The following is a 16,772-nucleotide window of genomic DNA, read 5'->3' as shown; positions in this document are numbered from 1 at the left end:
TTTATTGCGGGCCGGTGGCCTGGGTGGTTCCCTTGCCGGGAGGCACTGATTTCGAGGTCATCAGTCGGGATACGACGTAGGGCTTGAACGCAAGTAACGGTCTCTCGATCAAGTGCCAGGAAACGTAAGCAAGGCTGAAGGCCATTAGATACAGGAGGCCGGTATAGAGCATTGTTTCCCGCTGTAGCTCCATGTTTACTTGCAGCAGAAGCCAGGACAATATGTGAGTAGCAAATGCATGATAGATATACAGTCCATAGCTGATTCGTCCTATCAGTCTCAGGTTTCTTGCGCGTAAAAAGTGACTGCCCCTGCTCGCCCCTGGCAAATTCACCAGCAATATAACCACAGTGGCGCAAATGAGAGCGAGTACACTATCGAACAGTGCCAGATAGAGCCGCACAGCGGTATCCTGCCAATACAGGACAAGCAAACCCGATGCCACGATCGCACAGCAAGAGCATGCGGTCCTGATATATTTTTTCATTGGCTGGCGAACCGGCAGCGAGCCTCGCTGGTAGAGTGCTGCCAATGCGCCAAGACACAGCGAATCCATCACACCGGGAAGAAGCATCAGGCCGGTATGTGGGTAACTGGGATCCAGGATAAAGATACAAAATATGCGCCATGCCGGTGCAGCAGCCACCGCGGCGCATAGAACCCAGAAAAGTGTATGCCGGGTCAAAAGTACAGCGAGCAATGGATAGAGCAGGTAAAACTGCTCTTCAATTGCCAGAGACCAGAAATGAGCAGTGGATGGATGGCGTAGTATTGTGCCGGCATCCGTTGTGATATAGCGAACGCCATCCAGGTTGGAAAGATATGCGAAGTGCCAGCCGGAAACATCCCGGAATCCCTGAAAATCGATCAGGTAGAGAAGTATGATTGTCAGGTAGTAAATAGGAAAGATGCGCAGGGTGCGGCTGGCGTAGAATTTATAGAATACCTTTGAGGGAGAGATCCCCCCGGTACTGGCTTTATCCAGATCCAGCAGTAACACGCTGGTGATCAGGAAACCGCTAAGGACAAAAAACAGCCTGACACCAATATGCCCCAGGCCCAGGTGGCTGACAAAATCGAGAGAAGCCGGTCCCAGGCCAAAATGGCTTACAAGCACAAGCAGTATGGCAACACCGCGGAGGCCTTCCAGCTCCGGCACGAACCCATGGGAATTTGCGGCGGCTGGGTTGTTCATGGGGAAAGGTTGTTCCCTTGTGCGGCTACCTGCCGCGGCGGCGTACCAGACGTAATAGTGGCAGAGTGTCCACGAGCTGGCTCACTTTGAATTACCCTGGCGATATGCTCCACATTTCCCGCCCGCAGGATGCCAATATGGTTCCCGGGAACGTCATACACACTCACACTCCGGGTGCGGCCGCTCCAGCCCAGGAAGGTGTCCCCGTGGTAGCCATAAAGTGATTCCCTGTCTGTCGCTTTGAACAGCAGGATATCCAGGTCGAAGTATTCGTCGTGAAAGTGATCCAGTGCACGCCGGCGAGCCTGCTCACGGGGATCGCTTGTCGCCGGGTCTTTCCGTCGCAGGACATACTTGCGTAAGGCTTGCTTGAATTTCCTGGGCAGGCTTGCGGAATCCATGCTTGAGTCAACGCTTCGCGGATACCAGCTATCGAACAATGCAAGCAGGCGTACCTCTTCACCAGCCGCTTGCAGGCGGCGGCCGACCTCAGCGGCTATCAGCCCACCGAAAGATGCACCGCAGAGATAATAGGGGCCCACAGGCTGGTCCGCAGTGATTTCCTCTATGTACCGTTCGACAATCATGCCGAAATCGGTGATTGAAGTATTCTCATCTTCCGTGATGCCGGCAGTGATTATGTTGGCTTCCTCTGGCAGGGCGACTCCGCAGACACGCCAGTCGCCACCCAGTGCATTGGCAAGGTCACGGTACTGCAGGATGCCGTTACAGCAATACAGAGTCCTTGTTGCCTGGCTATTTCGGGTGAGCTCATTGACAACACGCCGGTCGTCTGCGGTTGCGCCACTGTCAATGACGGCGGCCAGCTGCGCAATACTGGGTGACGTCAGCAGGGTGCGCAGTGGCGGGGCGAAGCCATAGGTGCGCGCCACTTCGCTAAGCATGCGGACAGCTTTCAACGAGTTTCCGCCGAGGTCAAAAAAGCTGTCATTAATACTGAAATCCAGCTCGGGAAAGTAGGTGCACCAGATCCGGTAAAGGCACTCTTCAGTCGACGAGGTCGGGAGCGCGGCAACAGTGCCCGTATGTAAAGAGTTCGCCCTGGATGGTGAAGGGAGCCTCTTTCTGTCAACCTTGCCATTAAAGTTGGTGGGCAAGTAATCGAGCGATACAAAATGTGCCGGAACCATGTAGGCCGGTAGCTGCTCGGCCAATGCCGTTGCCAGGTCTGTCCGGGAAAGGGATATGCCATCTGCCATAACCAGGTATGCAACCAGCTGCGTGGATTTGTTGTCCTCTGGAGACCAACCCGAGACTACAGCCTGCTGAATACCCTCGAAAGACTTCAGGAGCAGCTCAACTTCCTGCAGTTCCACTCGATTCCCATCAATCTGGACCTGGAAATCATTACGGCCAAGTAATTCAATATTTCCGTCAGCGTCAAACCGCCCGATGTCACCGATAGCAAAGAACCTTGCCCCATCGATCATGCGGAATTTATCGCGATCTGTTTCAGGGCGATTGATATATCCGGGTACTACGCCGGGACCGGAGAAATGCAGTTCGCCGGGAGCGCCCAGAGGTACCGGGTTACCATAGGAATCCAGGATCTTTACACGGGTATTGGGGAATGGCTTGCCGACCCGTGTCCGTTGCAGTTTTCGGTCCCTGCGCACCTCGTAGGTGCAGCCCAAGCAGCTGATTTCACTGGAGCCGTAACACACGTAAACCTGCGCCATCGGGAATACAGATTTGGCTCGCTCCAGAAGTTCTGGTGGCACCATATCCCCGCCGCTGATAACAGTCGTTACTCCACGGGTGATTGCTTCGCCATCGCCGTTGTCTTCCAGCGAGTCCATTATCCTCGCGAGCAATGACGGGACGGCATGAATTACGCTCGCGCCTCCAATCGAAAGGCATAGTTGCTCGCTGTCGAGGAAAGCCTCCTTTGAGAGAATCGCTACGCTGCCACCGGCACGGAGGGCGGTTAGCATTTCAAACATGCTGATGCTGAAGGTGCTTCTGGCCATGGAGACGAAGTGGTCATCCGCAGAAAAGCCGTAGCGCTCGATTGCTGCTGAGAGGCAATGGTCCAGGTTGCGATGTGTAGCCAGTATCCCCTTGGGTATGCCGGTAGTCCCGGACGTAAAGAATACGTGGGAATAATCGTTGTAGCTGGCAACAGTTTTCGGGGCCGGGACAGCCTGGCGGGCAGCGAGGTCCTCGATATCGCGGGTGAGAACCGTATGCCTGACCAGCGAATGTATGCCCGCATCACTTTCATGGCTGGTGATGGCAAACCCCAGGTCCAGCTGATCACATACTGCCTGTAGGCGCGCAGCGGGGAATTCTGTATCCAGTGGTACATAAATGGCACCCGCCTTGTGGATCCCGAGCAGGCAGGCAACGTTCAGGTGTGAGCGTTCAATATAAACACCAACGTAATCCTCCCTGCCTACACCGGCCTGCGTCAGTACCGATGCAACCGCATTGGCCAGGTTGTCCAGCTCAGCATAGGAAATCTCCCTGGTCCCATTCAGAATTGCGGTACTGCAGGGATTGGCTTGGGCATGGTCAGCGACAGCCTCAAAGAGCAACGCGCTATTGTGAGATAAACAACAGGGGCTACCGAAATCCGCCTGGATCAGGCGCTCATCCTCACCAACAATATCCAGCGACTCGTGCAGGAACGAGTCGCCTGAATGATGCCGACGCGCGAATGCCGCCACATACGTGTCGAGCCGGGTGACTTCCTCGATCTGCCTGTTTCCGCTCTGTACAAGCCAGCAGGCGTCTGGTGCGCGGTCTGATAACCACAGGACCGGTTGGCCCCCCGCGACAGAGATGAGCTGGCGCAGTGCCGGGGTTTCTGTGCCATAAGGCATCTCCGGGCCGATTATTACGTGTAGCGGCAGCGTTGTTGCTTCACCGGCTGGTGTAACCGGGCGGCGATCCGTTGCGTGCTGTAACTCGTAGTGAATAAGCTCACAGAGCTTGCGGAAATCCTTGCCTTCGATGTCATCGATAACAATCGAGTGGAGCTGACGCTCAGGTAATAAAGAGCAATGGATAGCCAGCCGGGTGGACCTGTTGAGCCTGAATCCGGCAGCAGCCACAGCTGCCAGGACCATGGCGATGCGCTGGGTGGTAGAGTCATATTCACGCAGGAAACTGGCAAAGCTTGCCTCGAGCAGGGTGATGGGATCCGGTATTTCCATGGGCCCCGTTTGCGGCCGGGAACCGGACCGGGTAGCCGAACCGGCCCCGGACCCTTCTCCGGAAACTGTGTCCGGGAGGTCACCGGTAATTTCAATCGGGTAAGCCATAAGCCACATTCCTGTGAAAATATCCTGGACGTCGTCCCTGTCCATCCAGCGCCCCGGGCTGTGCAGGGTGCTGGAACAGCCCTGGCCGCAGCCAGTTATTCTAAGCCCCTGTTCCACGGATGTGGGACGGAGCTGATTACATTTTATTACGGAAAGCCGCCCCCCGGACCTTATGCCGGGCTGCAACGGAAACCGGCTCAGCCGGGGAGCTCACGGGGTAGGGGAACCGGTCAGGCAGTGGCGAGTGCGTCGGTAGCTGAAGCTTTGGCAGATGTTTTCTGCTCCGCAACTTCCGGCTGCTCGGTGCGTTTCACCACAGTGGGCTGCCACTGGTCCGGCATCGCGGCAAAATCGGTCAGCGAAGAAACGTCACCGCGGTTGCGGGCATCCTCAATACGCTGGTAAAAGTTTTTGCCGGTATTCTGGGGGACATCCGTATTCAGTTCGGCACCTTCCTTCCCTCCACGCGGCCGCTCTACATATTCCGGGAACGACATCTGTGATGCCTTCAGGGGGGCATAGCCCTTGCCGAACAGTTGCTTCAACTTGCCGAAGCCATCGTCGTTGACCAGTTGCCGGCCACGGAAATTGACTCCCTTGGACATGGCGTGACCGACAAACCCCTCAAGACTGTCGGTATCAAAGGCAATATGCTGGACGCTGTGGTCACCGTGCAGGTCGACAAATTCCGTAACCTGGCTCTTCTTCTTGCGATCAATGCCTTCAACCAGGACGACCCCAAAACTGTCGAAGTCAATGCACCAGAGTTTCATGCTGCTTTCGGGGTCATCGGGTCGTACATCCGGGACGATCTTGGATACGGTCCCGCCCTCGATTTCGGTGTGGTACCAGCCCCATTTCTCAATCATGCCGGTTGATACGGCATAGGTGATGTGGTCTACGCGGTTGACCTTGGACATTCCTTGTCCCCCAAATTGTGTAAATTTTTAATATGAAAATTCCGGCAGACCTGCCGGGAGACGAATTAATATCATGAGAACCACCGATTAACAATCGATGCTTTCAAAAATTTTAAATCTTGAAAGTGCGATGTAATGGCATAAGGAAAACCATGCCAGCGTGGGTACCGATGTTCCAGATAGTGATAGTCCGTAATGAAAAAATTGTTTAGCAGTCACAGTTATCTGGCACACTTCCTGCTCGAAAATTACCGTGCGTCCCGCCGTTGAAGAGTACCAATTTGGCGCAATTAAAAGCACTGGCATAGAGCGGTTGGGGTAATTGGTACGAAAGGTAGAGTTCCGCAGATCCGTGCATGATCGTTGGTACCCAAGCTTCATAAAAAGCCGGGTGAATTTCCACTAATTAAATATTTTTGGCGACTAAATCGTGATTTGCACCAGTTTGTGGATTGAATTGGTACGCAGTTTTGAAGGACGATAGGCGCCCCCAGGAAATGCAGGCATTGACGCCAGGCTCCCGGGGGGCAAGAAAAACCGGCGCACACAGGAAAGTGCCCGGTTGACCAATCCTCAGGGGGATAACGTGAACCAGGGATGGATCAGGACGCACCGGCGTGGAATCACCACGCTGTACCGCTTATTCGACCTCTTGCTGGTCCAGGCAAGCCTGCTGCTTGCCTTACAGGTGCTTGGCATCGCACCCAGCAAGGACTGGCTGATCGTCGCGCTTTTTGCGGTGGTCTGCTTCGCCTTTATCGCCGAGTCGGTGGATCTCTACCGGTCCTGGCGCTCGGAGAGTTACTTCAAGATCGTCGGCACCACGGCGGCGGCATGGCTGTCAGTCTGTGTGATCCTGTTGTTTGCTGGTTACCTCAGCGGCTATTACGCAGATTTTCCACCGCGTGCCGTTATTCTCTGGTTTGGCTTCGGCTTTACCGCCCTCACCCTGTGGCGATACGCATTGCGTCGGGTGCTGTTCCTGCTCCGGGCCCACGACAGGAATACGCGTTCAGCGGTGATTATCGGGCTATCAGAAGCGGGCCTGCGCCTGTGGCGGGAAATGGACGAAAACCCGCAGCTGGGTATTCGCTGCCAGGGTATCTACCGGGTTCCCGGTTCCACGGAGAGTGGGTTCGGGGCGGAGGGTTTTGATGGCCGCGCGATCCTTGGCGATGTGAACGACGCAATTGCAAGGGCGCGGGCCAACCGTTGCGACCTGGTCTTTATCGCCCTGCCCATGCACGAAGAGAAGAGGATCGCCGATATCCTGGCCGCGCTGGCTGATACCACCGCGACGGTGCATATGATTCCCAACTTCTTTGTCGCCAACATGCTGCATTCGCGGCTGCACAGTATTGGTGACACCAGCCTGCTCAGTATTTACGACACGCCTATCCAGGGTATCAATGGCTGGATCAAGCGTCTTGAGGACCTGTTGTTGGCCTCTGCCATCCTGGTGCTGGTTTCCCCGGTTTTGCTGGCTGTGGCCATTGCCGTAAAGCTCACATCACCGGGTCCGGTAATATTCAGGCAACGCCGCTATGGGCTGGATGGCAGGACAATAATTGTCTGGAAGTTTCGCACCATGACAGTCCAGGATGATGGCGCCAGGGTAGTCCAGGCTACCCAGAATGACAGCCGTGTGACACCGGTCGGTCGCTTCCTGCGTCGTACCTCCCTCGATGAACTGCCCCAGTTCTTCAACGTGCTGCAGGGGCAGATGTCAATTGTCGGCCCGAGACCCCACGCGGTTGCGCACAACGAGCAATATCGTGGCCTGGTCAGCGGTTACATGTTGCGGCACAAGGTGAAGCCGGGGATTACCGGTTGGGCCCAGGTCAACGGGTGGCGCGGTGAGACCGATACGGTGGACAAGATGAGCAAGCGTATCGAGCACGACCTGGATTACATCCGCAGGTGGTCGCTGCTGCTGGACCTGCGCATCGTCCTGATGACGATATTCAAGGGCTTCGGCGGCAAGAACGCCTACTAGGAATGCACCGGCAAGCTTCCCGGCATCGAATGGAATCACAATGGGCTTGAAAGGAAGACTGTAAATATGAGCTCGGTGAAAGGAAAAATGGCGCTGGCACCATTAGCGGTGGCTGTGGCATTGGCAAGTGAGACGGGCTTTGCGGCCATCAACCTGGGTGGCGGCACAACCCTGACTGCCGGTATGCGTGGACAGGTGATCTATGACGATAACCAGTTTGGCCTGGCAGAGGACCCGGTGGAAAGTATCCGCACCGTAGGCGCTCCGTACGCACAACTCTCAAGAGAGTCGTCGGCGCTGGGTTATGGGCTTTTCTATGAAGCGCGTGCGGGTGAGTACGCGACGCCAGATACTGAAGGCTACCTGGACCATGTGGCCTCTGGCGACCTGCAGTGGCAGCCGGCTTCGATATTCCGTACCTCGATCAGGTTCGATTACAGCGACCTGCACGAGGATCTCGGAATCGATGCCCTGTTCTCGGATGATTTAGAGCCCGGGGCGGTACCGCTGCTGGAGCCGGGACGCAACCAGCGTGAATCCGTCAGGGGAAGGCTGGAGCTGGGTGGCAATGACCACCGCCTCGGCGCGGCGCTGGCCCTGGGGGTTGTGGATGAGGATTTTTCCCAGGACCTGAGGGATAGAAAAGGAAAGCATGCCGGCCTCGAGCTGGGGCTCGCTATTTCAACATCGGCGCGCCTGGTGGTCGGTGCCGCGCGGACCGAGCAGGAATACGACCTGGTGCCCGAGGCAATTCCCCTGCAAAGCAATCACCAGGACGAGCATGTGGTGGGTCTGGTTTTCCGGTCCAGCAGGACCTCCCTGGATGTGCGTGTCGGTGAGGTTGAGAAAGACTTCGACGATGTACGGCGCTCTGACTATAGCGGTGACCTCTGGCGTGCGGGCCTGACCTGGCGGCCCCGGTCCTACAGCACCTTCTCCTACACCACTGCACAGGTGCCGCAGGAAAGCCAGGATTTTGCCCGCGCAGATTTTCTTGAAGTGCGCTCCCATACCCTGTCGTGGGGGCACCAGTGGTCAGATCGATTGAGCAGCTCGCTCGCCTACGGCACCTCTTCACAGGCGCCCCGGGGCGGCACCGGCAGCGACACGGTGGACAGTCGTCGCTACGGGCTCAGGCTGGACCTGGATGTGAATCGCCATCTGGTTGTCGGCATCGCTGCCAGCAGCGTCCGGCGACAGCCGGGTAATGGCCTCGAGGGCATCGACAGGAACCAGCTGGCACTCACCTGCACAGTGGAAATCTGATCCCGGTAACAGGAAATGCGGCCTCCGGGTTTCAAGCGAAAATATGGAAGTGATGATGAGTAGACGTTTGCGGCCCTTGGTCGTCGTACTGTGGCTGGCGCTGCTGGCCGGGTGCGCATTGGCCAGTCAAGCACTGGCGCAGCCCGGGGCGGATCCGGACAAGTATCGGCTGGGCCCGGGCGACCGTATCCAGGTTTCCGTTTACGGGGAAAACGACCTGAGTATGGAGATTCTCCTGAATGACAGCGGGGTAGTGAACTACCCGTTCCTGGGTGAAATCCTTATCGGCGGGCGTTCGGTCAAGGAAGTGGAGAAGATCCTGCTGGACGGCCTCAAGGGCGACTACCTGATCAACCCCAGCATCAGCGTCGCCATTGTGGAGTACCGCCCCTTCTATATTTATGGGGAGGTCCAGGTACCCGGCGGCTACCCCTACCAGCCGGGCCTTACGGTGGGCAAGGCGGCAGCCCTGGCCCAGGGGCTCACCGAGCGCGCCTCGGAACGGAGAATTTATATCGTGCGGGAAAGCGCGGGCAGTGATCAGCGGATCGAGGCCAGCCTGAACACGCAGTTACGGCCCGGCGATGTGGTTACCGTCGAGCAGGGATTGTTCTGAATATGACAGCAGCCAATATGAACCCGGAATCCGGACAGTCGGGATCAATCGACATCCTCTATTACGTCCTGTTGCTCCTGCGCAGCTGGTGGAAAATTGCCCTGGTGGTGATTCCGGTGACCGCGGTGGCCTTCTATTTTGCATGGAAGATGCCGGTGCGCTATGAGGCGACAGCGCGACTCATGTTCGACCCCAACCAGGCTAACCTGGTCTCAATCCGGGATATTTACGATTTCGGTACCCAGCGCCGGGAGTTTTTCCTGACCCAGGCGGAAATCCTGCGCTCCCGGGGCATCGCCGAGCGGGTTGTGGAGGATCTCGACCTGGTCAATTACCGGGCATTTACTGACGAGGAAAAGAAGCCGGGTCCACTGGAGCGGCTGCTGCCCGGTTTGTTTGGTGATGAATCGGCTGATGAGGAGGAGCTGGACCCGGCTGAGCAGCGCAGCAGGCTGGTCCGGGTAGTACAGGCGGGCCTTACCGTTCGCCCGATTCGCAACACCCAGCTGGTTGAGCTCGGTTACCAGGCGGTTTCACCGCAGCTGGCGGCCGCAGTGCCCAATGCGGTGGCCAATGCCTACGTGGAGCGGCAGATGGAAGCGAAACTGGATGTCACCCAGCGTGCTACCAGCTGGCTCAACGAGCGCCTTGCGGGGCTACGGGAAAAACTCGAGGAATCGGAACGCCGGCTGCAGGCATTCCAGCGCCAGGAAGGCCTGGTAGACGTGCAGGGTGTGCGTGGCCTGGCCGAACAGGAACTCAATGACAACCTGAACCAGCTGCTGGAGGCGCGCCGTGAGGCCAAGCGCCTGGGCGGTATCTATCGCAATATCCGTGCACACAGCGGGGATTTCGAGGCGCTGAAAAACCTGCCGGAAGTCATGAATCACCCGCTGATCCAGAATGTAAAAAGCGTGGAGATCTCCGCGGCCCTGGGCGTTTCCGAACTGGCGCAGCGCTATGGCCCCAAGCACCCCCGCATGATCGCCGCGCGGGATGAGCTGGACTCCGCCCGGGCGCAACTGCGCCAGGAAGTGGCCAACCTGGTGCAGAGCATCGAGGGTGATTACCGCGTGGCGCAGCGCAAGGTGGCAGAACTCGAGAGCGCACTGTCTGCAAACAAGGTGGATATCCAGAGTGTTGCCGATAAGGAGATCAAGTACGACGAGCTAAAGCGCGATGTCGAGGTCAACCGGCAGCTTTACAACACCTTCCTTACCCGTTTCCGCGAGGCCAGTGAGGCCACCGGCTTCGAATCACCGGCAGCGCAGCTGGTGGAACCGGCGATACCGCCGGAGTACCCGGTAAAATCCAAGAAGCGCCTGATCGTGCTGGCGGCGTTTGTCCTGAGTGGCGGTTTTGCTGCCGTCGCGATCCTGGCACTGGACTTCTTCCGCGCGGGAATCCGTTCCGCGGACGACGTGGAACAGAAACTGGGGCAGACCCTGATCGGCCAGCTGCCGCTGGTAAAACCGCAGGGCAAGGGAGGCCTGCCGCCGAAACTGTTTTTCGATCCGCAGCAGAGAGAGTACACCGAGGCAGTCCGCACCCTGCGTACGGGCTTGCTGTTGGGGCGGGAATCGCTACCGGCGAAAATTGTCAGTATTACCTCTTCCGCCCCGGCCGAGGGCAAGAGCACAGTGGCCGAAAACCTGGCCTTTGCCCTGAGCCAGGTGGAGCGCGTGGTGCTGATCGACACCGACCTCCGCTGCGCATCCCTGTCGGCGCATCTCGGCCTGCCCCCGAGCAAGCCCGGCCTGGCAGACATCCTCAGCGGCAGTTTTTCCCTGGAGGAATGTATCTCCCACGATGCGGATACCGGCCTGGATATCATCGGTGCCGGCAAGCTTCCCGGCGACCCACTGCGCATACTGGGTTCCCGCCAGTTCAGTGCCATGCTGGCGGAACTGGCCAATCGCTATGACCGGGTTATCCTGGATACCCCGCCAGTGATGGCGGTGAGCGACCCGCTGGTGGTTTCAAAGCTCGCGGATTCGCTGCTGTACGTGGTCAAGGCAGACGCGACCCACGCGCGGGTAGTGCGTCGGGGCCTGGACAAAATGCGCTCACTGGGATTGGTGGTCGACGGTGTAGTGCTCAACCAGGTGGATACCCGCAAGCTGGCCGGTTACGACGAGGGATATTACGGCGGCTATTATGGTGCCGCGCAGGGGGCTGCGGCCACATGAATGCGGCGCTGATCGACCTGCACTGCCACTTCCTGCCCGGTGTGGATGACGGGGCCAGGACCATGCTCGAGGGGCTCGCGCTGGCCCGGGACGCCGTGGACGACGGTATCGGTTTTGCGATGCTGACCCCCCATATTCACCCCGGCCGCTACGACTCTGACATCCACGCACTTACCGCCGTGTTTCGCCGGTTCAGCGCCGCCGTGCGCCATGCCGGCATCCCGCTGCGGCTGGGCCTGGCGGCGGAGGTACGCCTGACCGATGAACTGCCGGCACAGGTGCGTGCTCGTCAGGTGCCCTACCTGGGCCGCTGGGATGGCGAACGGGTACTGCTGCTGGAGATGCCCCACAGCCATATTCCCCCGGGAACCACCGCCCTGGTGTATTGGTTGCGCAGCCGCGGCATACGCCCGTTGATTGCGCACCCGGAGCGGAATCGGGATATTCTCCGCAGCCTGGACAAGCTGGACCCGCTACTCGAGGCCGGATGCCTGCTGCAGGTGACCGCCGGCGCACTGTGTGGGCGTTTCGGCGATCGCCCCGAGCGCCGCGCCCGCCAGCTGGTAAAGCGGGGGCTGGTCACCGTGCTGGCAACCGATGCGCATCACCGCGTGCGCCGACCGCCGCTGCTGCAGGAGGGCAGGGCGGCCGCGGAGAAACTGGTGGGTGCGGAACATGCACGCATGCTGGTGCGCGACAACCCGGCCAGGATCCTCTCCGGCGGCCTGTCCCAGTCACGGCCCGTACCGCCGGGGCCACTCCCCGGCCAGCCACATCTTGTGACCGCCTGAGATTCCCGGGCGGGAAATCAGCTGCCCGGCAGCAAGCGGGCGAAATTCTCGCCGGTGGGATAGCGGCTCGCCGACCAGCCCAGCCGCACCACCACCGTATCGGTGGACGGGGAGATCATCACCCGCTGCCGGCGGTTGCCCTGCATCAGGAACACGTCTTCCGGCAGTTGCGGGTAGCGCGGTGAGGCGCCGCCGCGGTTGAGCCAGAATTGGTAACCGTAGCGCGGTTCGTTGTCACTGCCGTTCGGGGTTGCCGCGCGCGCGACCCAATCCTCGCTGAGCAGCCGCTGGCCGTTCAGCTCGCCCCGATTCAGCATCAGCTGGCCCAGGCGCGCCCAGTCCCTTGCCGAGGCGTAGATATAGGAGCTGCCCACAAACACGCCGCTCGGATCCATTTCGAACACCGTATGTGCCATGCCCAGCGGCTGCAGGATTTCATTGCGGAAAAAGTCGAGGTTCGCCTGCGCACCGCCGAGCCGGTCGTGCATCCAGCGGGCAATCAGGTTGGTGGTGCCGGAGGAGTAGGAAAAGTGGCTGCCGGGGTCGAGCGCCGCCGGGCTGGCCAGGGGCAGGTCAGAGGCGCTGTGCGCATTGAACAGCATCTCGGTGGCATCGCTGCCCGGTGCGTAGGTCTCGTCGAAAGCCAGGCCCGAGCTCATCTGCAACAGATCCTCCATTGTAATCCCGGCCCGTTCGTCGTCCTGCCACTGGCTGAATACCGGCGTCGCAGTGGTATCCGCCAGCCCCAGGTGCTCCAGCCGGCCCAGCATGATCGCGGTGAGGCTCTTGCCCATGGACCAGCCCAGCAGCGGCGTCTGTGCATCGATGCCCGGGCCGTAGGCCTCCGCCACCAGCCTGCCGCCCTGGACCACCAGCAATGCGCGCGTCTGCAGCCCGGCCCGGTTGTCCGCTGCCAGCATGGCCTCCACCCGCTCCTGCAGGACCGGATCGATGGAGGAGACCGAAGAGCCCAGCGGCCATTCCTCGCCATTGGTTTCCACCGGCGTTACCCGCACGCGATCGAGCGGCCCCGTGTCACCGATATCCAGCGTGCAGCCCAGCCCCTCGCGATAGATGGCGCTGGTGCGTCCCATGCCCAGCAGGGTGGCGCTCACGCGGTCGTCGCCGTATTCCAGCTCCAGCAGGCGGTTGGCCGGGGAGTAGGAGGCCAGGTCCTCGACAATCCGCGAGGGCTCGAAACCGGAGATAAACCGGCCCGAGCAGGCCAGCTTGGCCCCCATGCCCGTGGCGACGCGCACGGCGTCATCCAGCTGCGCGACCGAGAAACCCAGCAGGCGTGGCGCCAGCAGTGCGGCCAACAGCAGCAGGGCCGCAACACCCCCCAGCAGGATCAGGCTGATTTTTTTCACGTTCATTATTGTTGTGCTCTCCCGGTCACCACCCGCAGCGGATGGTGGGTTATGACTGATTGGGGCGATTCTAGCCGCAACTGCCAACGGGCGCTGGTCAGTTTGGGTCGCGCCGCGCAGGTCGGGCCGCGCAGGTCGGGCCGCGCAGGTCGCGCCGCGCAGGTCCGGGCCCCCAGTTCGGGGCAGGCTGTCCCGTACGTCCTGCCGGTGCGCGCCCGGCGACACTAGAAATAGGGCAGCCCGGCAGGAGCGTACGATTGGGCTGCGCGCCCCATTTTCTCCGAAAATGTGGGCATAAACGGTGAAGATGCAGGCTATAGCGGGCAATTTGACTGAAGTTCAAGCCCGCGTCGCGACGGCGCAGGGGGCGCCGCTTGACATTAGTTACACATGCAACTAAGTTCGTTGCACCTGAAACTAATCAGTCCGCCGCCACACCCGCATGGCGGCACATAAAGTGAGAGATAACGGAGGAACACATGGCCGATTTGTTTGAAAACCCGATGGGCCTCGACGGCTTTGAGTTTGTCGAATTTACCGCGCCGGAGAAAGGCATCCTCGAAACCGTATTTACGGCCATGGGCTTCTCCAAGGTGGCCCGCCACCGCACCAAGGACGTCGAGCTGTGGCGCCAGGGTGACATCAACTTTATTACCAACTACGAGCCGGGCAGCCACGCCGACTACTACGCCCGCGAGCACGGCCCGTCCGCCTGTGGCCTGGCCTTCCGCGTGAAGGACGCCACCTTCGCCTACAACGAGGCGATCAAGAAGGGCGCCCAGCCGGTGGAAGTGGAAACCGGCCCGATGGAACTGCGCCTGCCGGCCATCAAGGGTATCGGTGGCGCCACCCTGTACCTGATCGACCGTTACAAGGAAGGCGAGTCCATTTACGACATCGACTTCCACTGGCTGGAAGGCGTCGACAAGCATCCGGAAGGCTGCGGCTTCCATACCCTGGACCACCTGACCCACAACGTCTATCGCGGCCGCATGGACTACTGGGCCAAGTACTACGAAGACCTGTTCAACTTCCGCGAGATCCGCTACTTCGACATCAAGGGCGAGTACACCGGCCTGCTGTCCAAGGCCATGACTGCGCCGGACGGCAAGATCCGCATCCCGCTGAACGAAGAGGCAGCCGGTGGCGGCGGCCAGATCGAAGAGTTCCTGATGAAGTACAACGGCGAGGGCATCCAGCATATCGCCTTTGCCTGTGACGACCTGATCAAGTGCTGGGACCGCCTGAAAGAGCAGGGCATGGAATTCATGACCCCGCCCCCGGAAACCTACTACGACATGCTGGAAGAGCGCCTGCCGGGCCACGGCGAGCCGACCGAAGAGCTGAAGGCCCGCGGCCTGCTGCTGGACGGTACCACCGAGGGCGGCCAGCCGCGCCTGCTACTGCAGATCTTCTCCGCCAATATGCTCGGCCCGGTGTTCTTCGAGTTTATCCAGCGCAAGGAAGACGAAGGCTTCGGCGAGGGCAACTTCAAGGCACTGTTCGAGTCCATCGAGCGCGACCAGCTCAAGCGCGGCGTGATCGGTGACAAGAAAGAAGACAAGCCGGAGGCCTAAATGGGCATCAAGCGTATTCACCACGTGGCCTACCGCTGTCGCGACGCCAAGGAGACCGTGGAGTTTTACCGCGATCTCCTGGGCATGGACTTCCAGCTGGCCATCGCCGAAGACAAGGTTCCCTCCACCGGGGAACCTGACCCGTACATGCACATCTTCATGGATGCGGGGCAGGGCAACGTCCTGGCGTTCTTTGAGCTGCCCAACTCCCCGGATATGGGCCGCGACCAGAACACCCCTATGTGGGTGCAGCATATTGCGCTGGAAGTGGAGAGCATGGACGAGCTGCTGGCCATGAAGCAGAAGCTCGAGGATGCGGGAATCGATGTGCTCGGGCCCACCGACCACACCATCTTCAAGTCCATTTACTTCTTCGACCCGAACGGGCACCGTATCGAGCTCGCCGCCAACACCGCCGAGCCGGGCATGCACGAGGAGCTGAAGCGGGTAGCGGAAGACATGCTCGAAGAGTGGTCCCGCACCAAGAAGGCACCGCGGCACGCCGCCTGGATGCACGGTGAGGGCGAATTCAATCCGAATACAAAAGGGGAGGCACAGTGAAGTTAGCCAGCCTTAAATCCGGCCGCGACGGCAAGTTGGTCGTGGTCTCCGAAGACCTGTCCCGCATGGCGCCGGCCGGTGATATTGCACCGACCCTGCAGGCCGCACTGGACAACTGGGAGCAGGTTTCCGGCAAGCTGGAAAAACTGCACGCGCAACTGGAAAGCGGCGAAGTGGCCGGCGAGGCCTTCGACCAGGCCCAGTGCCACTCACCGCTGCCGCGCGCCTACCACTGGGCCGATGGCAGCGCCTACGTCAATCACGTGGAGCTGGTACGCAAGGCCCGCGGTGCGGAAATGCCCGAGAGCTTCTGGACCGACCCGCTGATGTACCAGGGCGGTTCCGACACTTTCCTGGCTCCCCGTGAGCCGGTGAAAATGCCGCAGAGCGAGGGCTTCGGCATCGACTTCGAGGCCGAGATCGCCGTCATCACCGACGACGTGCCCATGGGTGTTTCCCCCGAGGATGCACTCAAGCACATCAAGCTGGTAATGCTGGTGAACGACGTTTCCCTGCGCGGCCTGATCCCGAACGAACTGGGCAAGGGTTTCGGCTTCTACCAGTCCAAGCCGTCCAGCGCCTTCTCGCCGGTGTGCGTCACCCCGGACCAGCTGGGTGACAGCTGGAAAGAGGGCAAGCTGCACCTGCCGCTGGTATCCGAACTGAACGGCAGCAAGTTTGGTGAGCCGAATGCCGGCGTGGACATGACCTTCCACTTCGGCCAGCTGATCGCCCACGCCGCCAAGACCCGCCCGCTGGGCGCCGGCACCATCATCGGTTCCGGTACCGTGTCCAACAAGCTGGACGGCGGCCCCGGCAAGCCGGTCAAAGAGGGTGGTGTTGGCTACAGCTGTATCGCCGAGATCCGCATGATCGAGACGATCCAGGACGGCAAGCCCAGCACCTCCTTTATGGGCTTCGGGGACAGGATTGCCATCGAGATGCTGGACGACAAGGGCCAGTCCATCTTCGGTCGCATCGAGCAGACGGTGGAGCAGGTGTAA

Annotated in this window: 12 protein-coding genes; 8 read left to right on the top strand and 4 right to left on the bottom strand. The window is 59.8% G+C overall.

The genetic code is table 11. The features are described from left to right. Position 1: 1 nt before the first annotated feature. The 3 genes from ACH6CX_RS06765 to ACH6CX_RS06755 all read right to left on the bottom strand — a co-directional run bounded on the left by ACH6CX_RS06765 (position 2) and on the right by ACH6CX_RS06755 (position 5,402). Positions 2–1,195 carry an acyltransferase gene (locus ACH6CX_RS06765; RefSeq protein ID WP_334078336.1) on the bottom strand — a complete coding sequence of 398 codons (1,194 nt, stop codon included), beginning with the start codon at positions 1,193–1,195 and terminating at the stop codon, positions 2–4. After that, a complete protein-coding gene (locus ACH6CX_RS06760; RefSeq protein WP_396675231.1) occupies positions 1,192–4,374 on the bottom strand; it encodes an AMP-binding protein in 3,183 nt (1,060 codons plus the stop codon). Before ACH6CX_RS06760 ends, ACH6CX_RS06765 begins: the two co-directional genes overlap by 4 nt. Before the next feature lie 338 nt (positions 4,375–4,712). Then, entirely contained in the window at positions 4,713–5,402 is a 690-nt protein-coding gene (locus ACH6CX_RS06755; protein WP_232940482.1) for a hypothetical protein, read from the bottom strand. A gap of 562 nt (positions 5,403–5,964) precedes the next feature. Here ACH6CX_RS06755 and ACH6CX_RS06750 point away from each other — a divergent pair. The 5 genes from ACH6CX_RS06750 (at position 5,965) to ACH6CX_RS06730 (ending at position 12,260) form a co-directional block, all read left to right on the top strand. Next, positions 5,965–7,398 (top strand): undecaprenyl-phosphate glucose phosphotransferase, encoded by a 1,434-nt coding sequence (locus tag ACH6CX_RS06750; protein ID WP_232940484.1) that lies wholly within the window; start codon positions 5,965–5,967, stop codon positions 7,396–7,398. 66 nt (positions 7,399–7,464) lie between these two features. Further along, a complete protein-coding gene (locus tag ACH6CX_RS06745; RefSeq protein WP_396675230.1) occupies positions 7,465–8,664 on the top strand; it encodes an outer membrane beta-barrel protein in 1,200 nt (399 codons plus the stop codon). 55 nt (positions 8,665–8,719) lie between these two features. After that, positions 8,720–9,280, top strand: a complete 561-nt coding sequence (locus ACH6CX_RS06740) for a polysaccharide biosynthesis/export family protein (protein ID WP_334078333.1) — start codon at positions 8,720–8,722, stop codon at positions 9,278–9,280. Positions 9,281–9,282: 2 nt separating this feature from the next. Continuing rightward, positions 9,283–11,469: a polysaccharide biosynthesis tyrosine autokinase gene (locus ACH6CX_RS06735; protein ID WP_237062441.1), complete on the top strand. Its 2,187-nt coding sequence runs from the start codon at positions 9,283–9,285 to the stop codon at positions 11,467–11,469. Further along, positions 11,466–12,260 (top strand): tyrosine-protein phosphatase, encoded by a 795-nt coding sequence (locus ACH6CX_RS06730; protein WP_232940492.1) that lies wholly within the window; start codon positions 11,466–11,468, stop codon positions 12,258–12,260. Before ACH6CX_RS06735 ends, ACH6CX_RS06730 begins: the two co-directional genes overlap by 4 nt. Before the next feature lie 17 nt (positions 12,261–12,277). Here ACH6CX_RS06730 and ACH6CX_RS06725 read toward each other — a convergent pair whose 3' ends face one another. Continuing rightward, on the bottom strand, positions 12,278–13,636 hold the full coding sequence (locus ACH6CX_RS06725) for a serine hydrolase domain-containing protein (protein WP_396675229.1): 1,359 nt from the start codon (positions 13,634–13,636) through the stop codon (positions 12,278–12,280). A 473-nt stretch (positions 13,637–14,109) separates the two neighbouring features. Here ACH6CX_RS06725 and hppD point away from each other — a divergent pair, with 473 nt between their 5' ends. The 3 genes from hppD to ACH6CX_RS06710 are packed head-to-tail and all read left to right on the top strand — an operon-like array spanning position 14,110 to position 16,772. Beyond that, positions 14,110–15,207 carry a 4-hydroxyphenylpyruvate dioxygenase gene (hppD, locus tag ACH6CX_RS06720; RefSeq protein ID WP_232940496.1) on the top strand — a complete coding sequence of 366 codons (1,098 nt, stop codon included), beginning with the start codon at positions 14,110–14,112 and terminating at the stop codon, positions 15,205–15,207. Further along, positions 15,208–15,768, top strand: coding sequence for a VOC family protein (locus ACH6CX_RS06715; RefSeq protein ID WP_232940498.1), 561 nt, complete (start codon positions 15,208–15,210; stop codon positions 15,766–15,768). It begins immediately after the preceding gene. After that, a complete protein-coding gene (locus tag ACH6CX_RS06710) occupies positions 15,765–16,772 on the top strand; it encodes a fumarylacetoacetate hydrolase family protein (protein WP_232940499.1) in 1,008 nt (335 codons plus the stop codon). The genes ACH6CX_RS06715 and ACH6CX_RS06710 overlap by 4 nt, the downstream gene beginning before the upstream one ends.

Origin of the sequence: Microbulbifer sp. JSM ZJ756 (assembly GCF_044383805.1) — a bacterium.
Lineage (GTDB): Bacteria > Pseudomonadota > Gammaproteobacteria > Pseudomonadales > Cellvibrionaceae > Microbulbifer > Microbulbifer zhoushanensis.
Note: the sequence above shows the minus strand (reverse complement) of the source record. Positions and strands in the feature narration are given on the sequence as shown.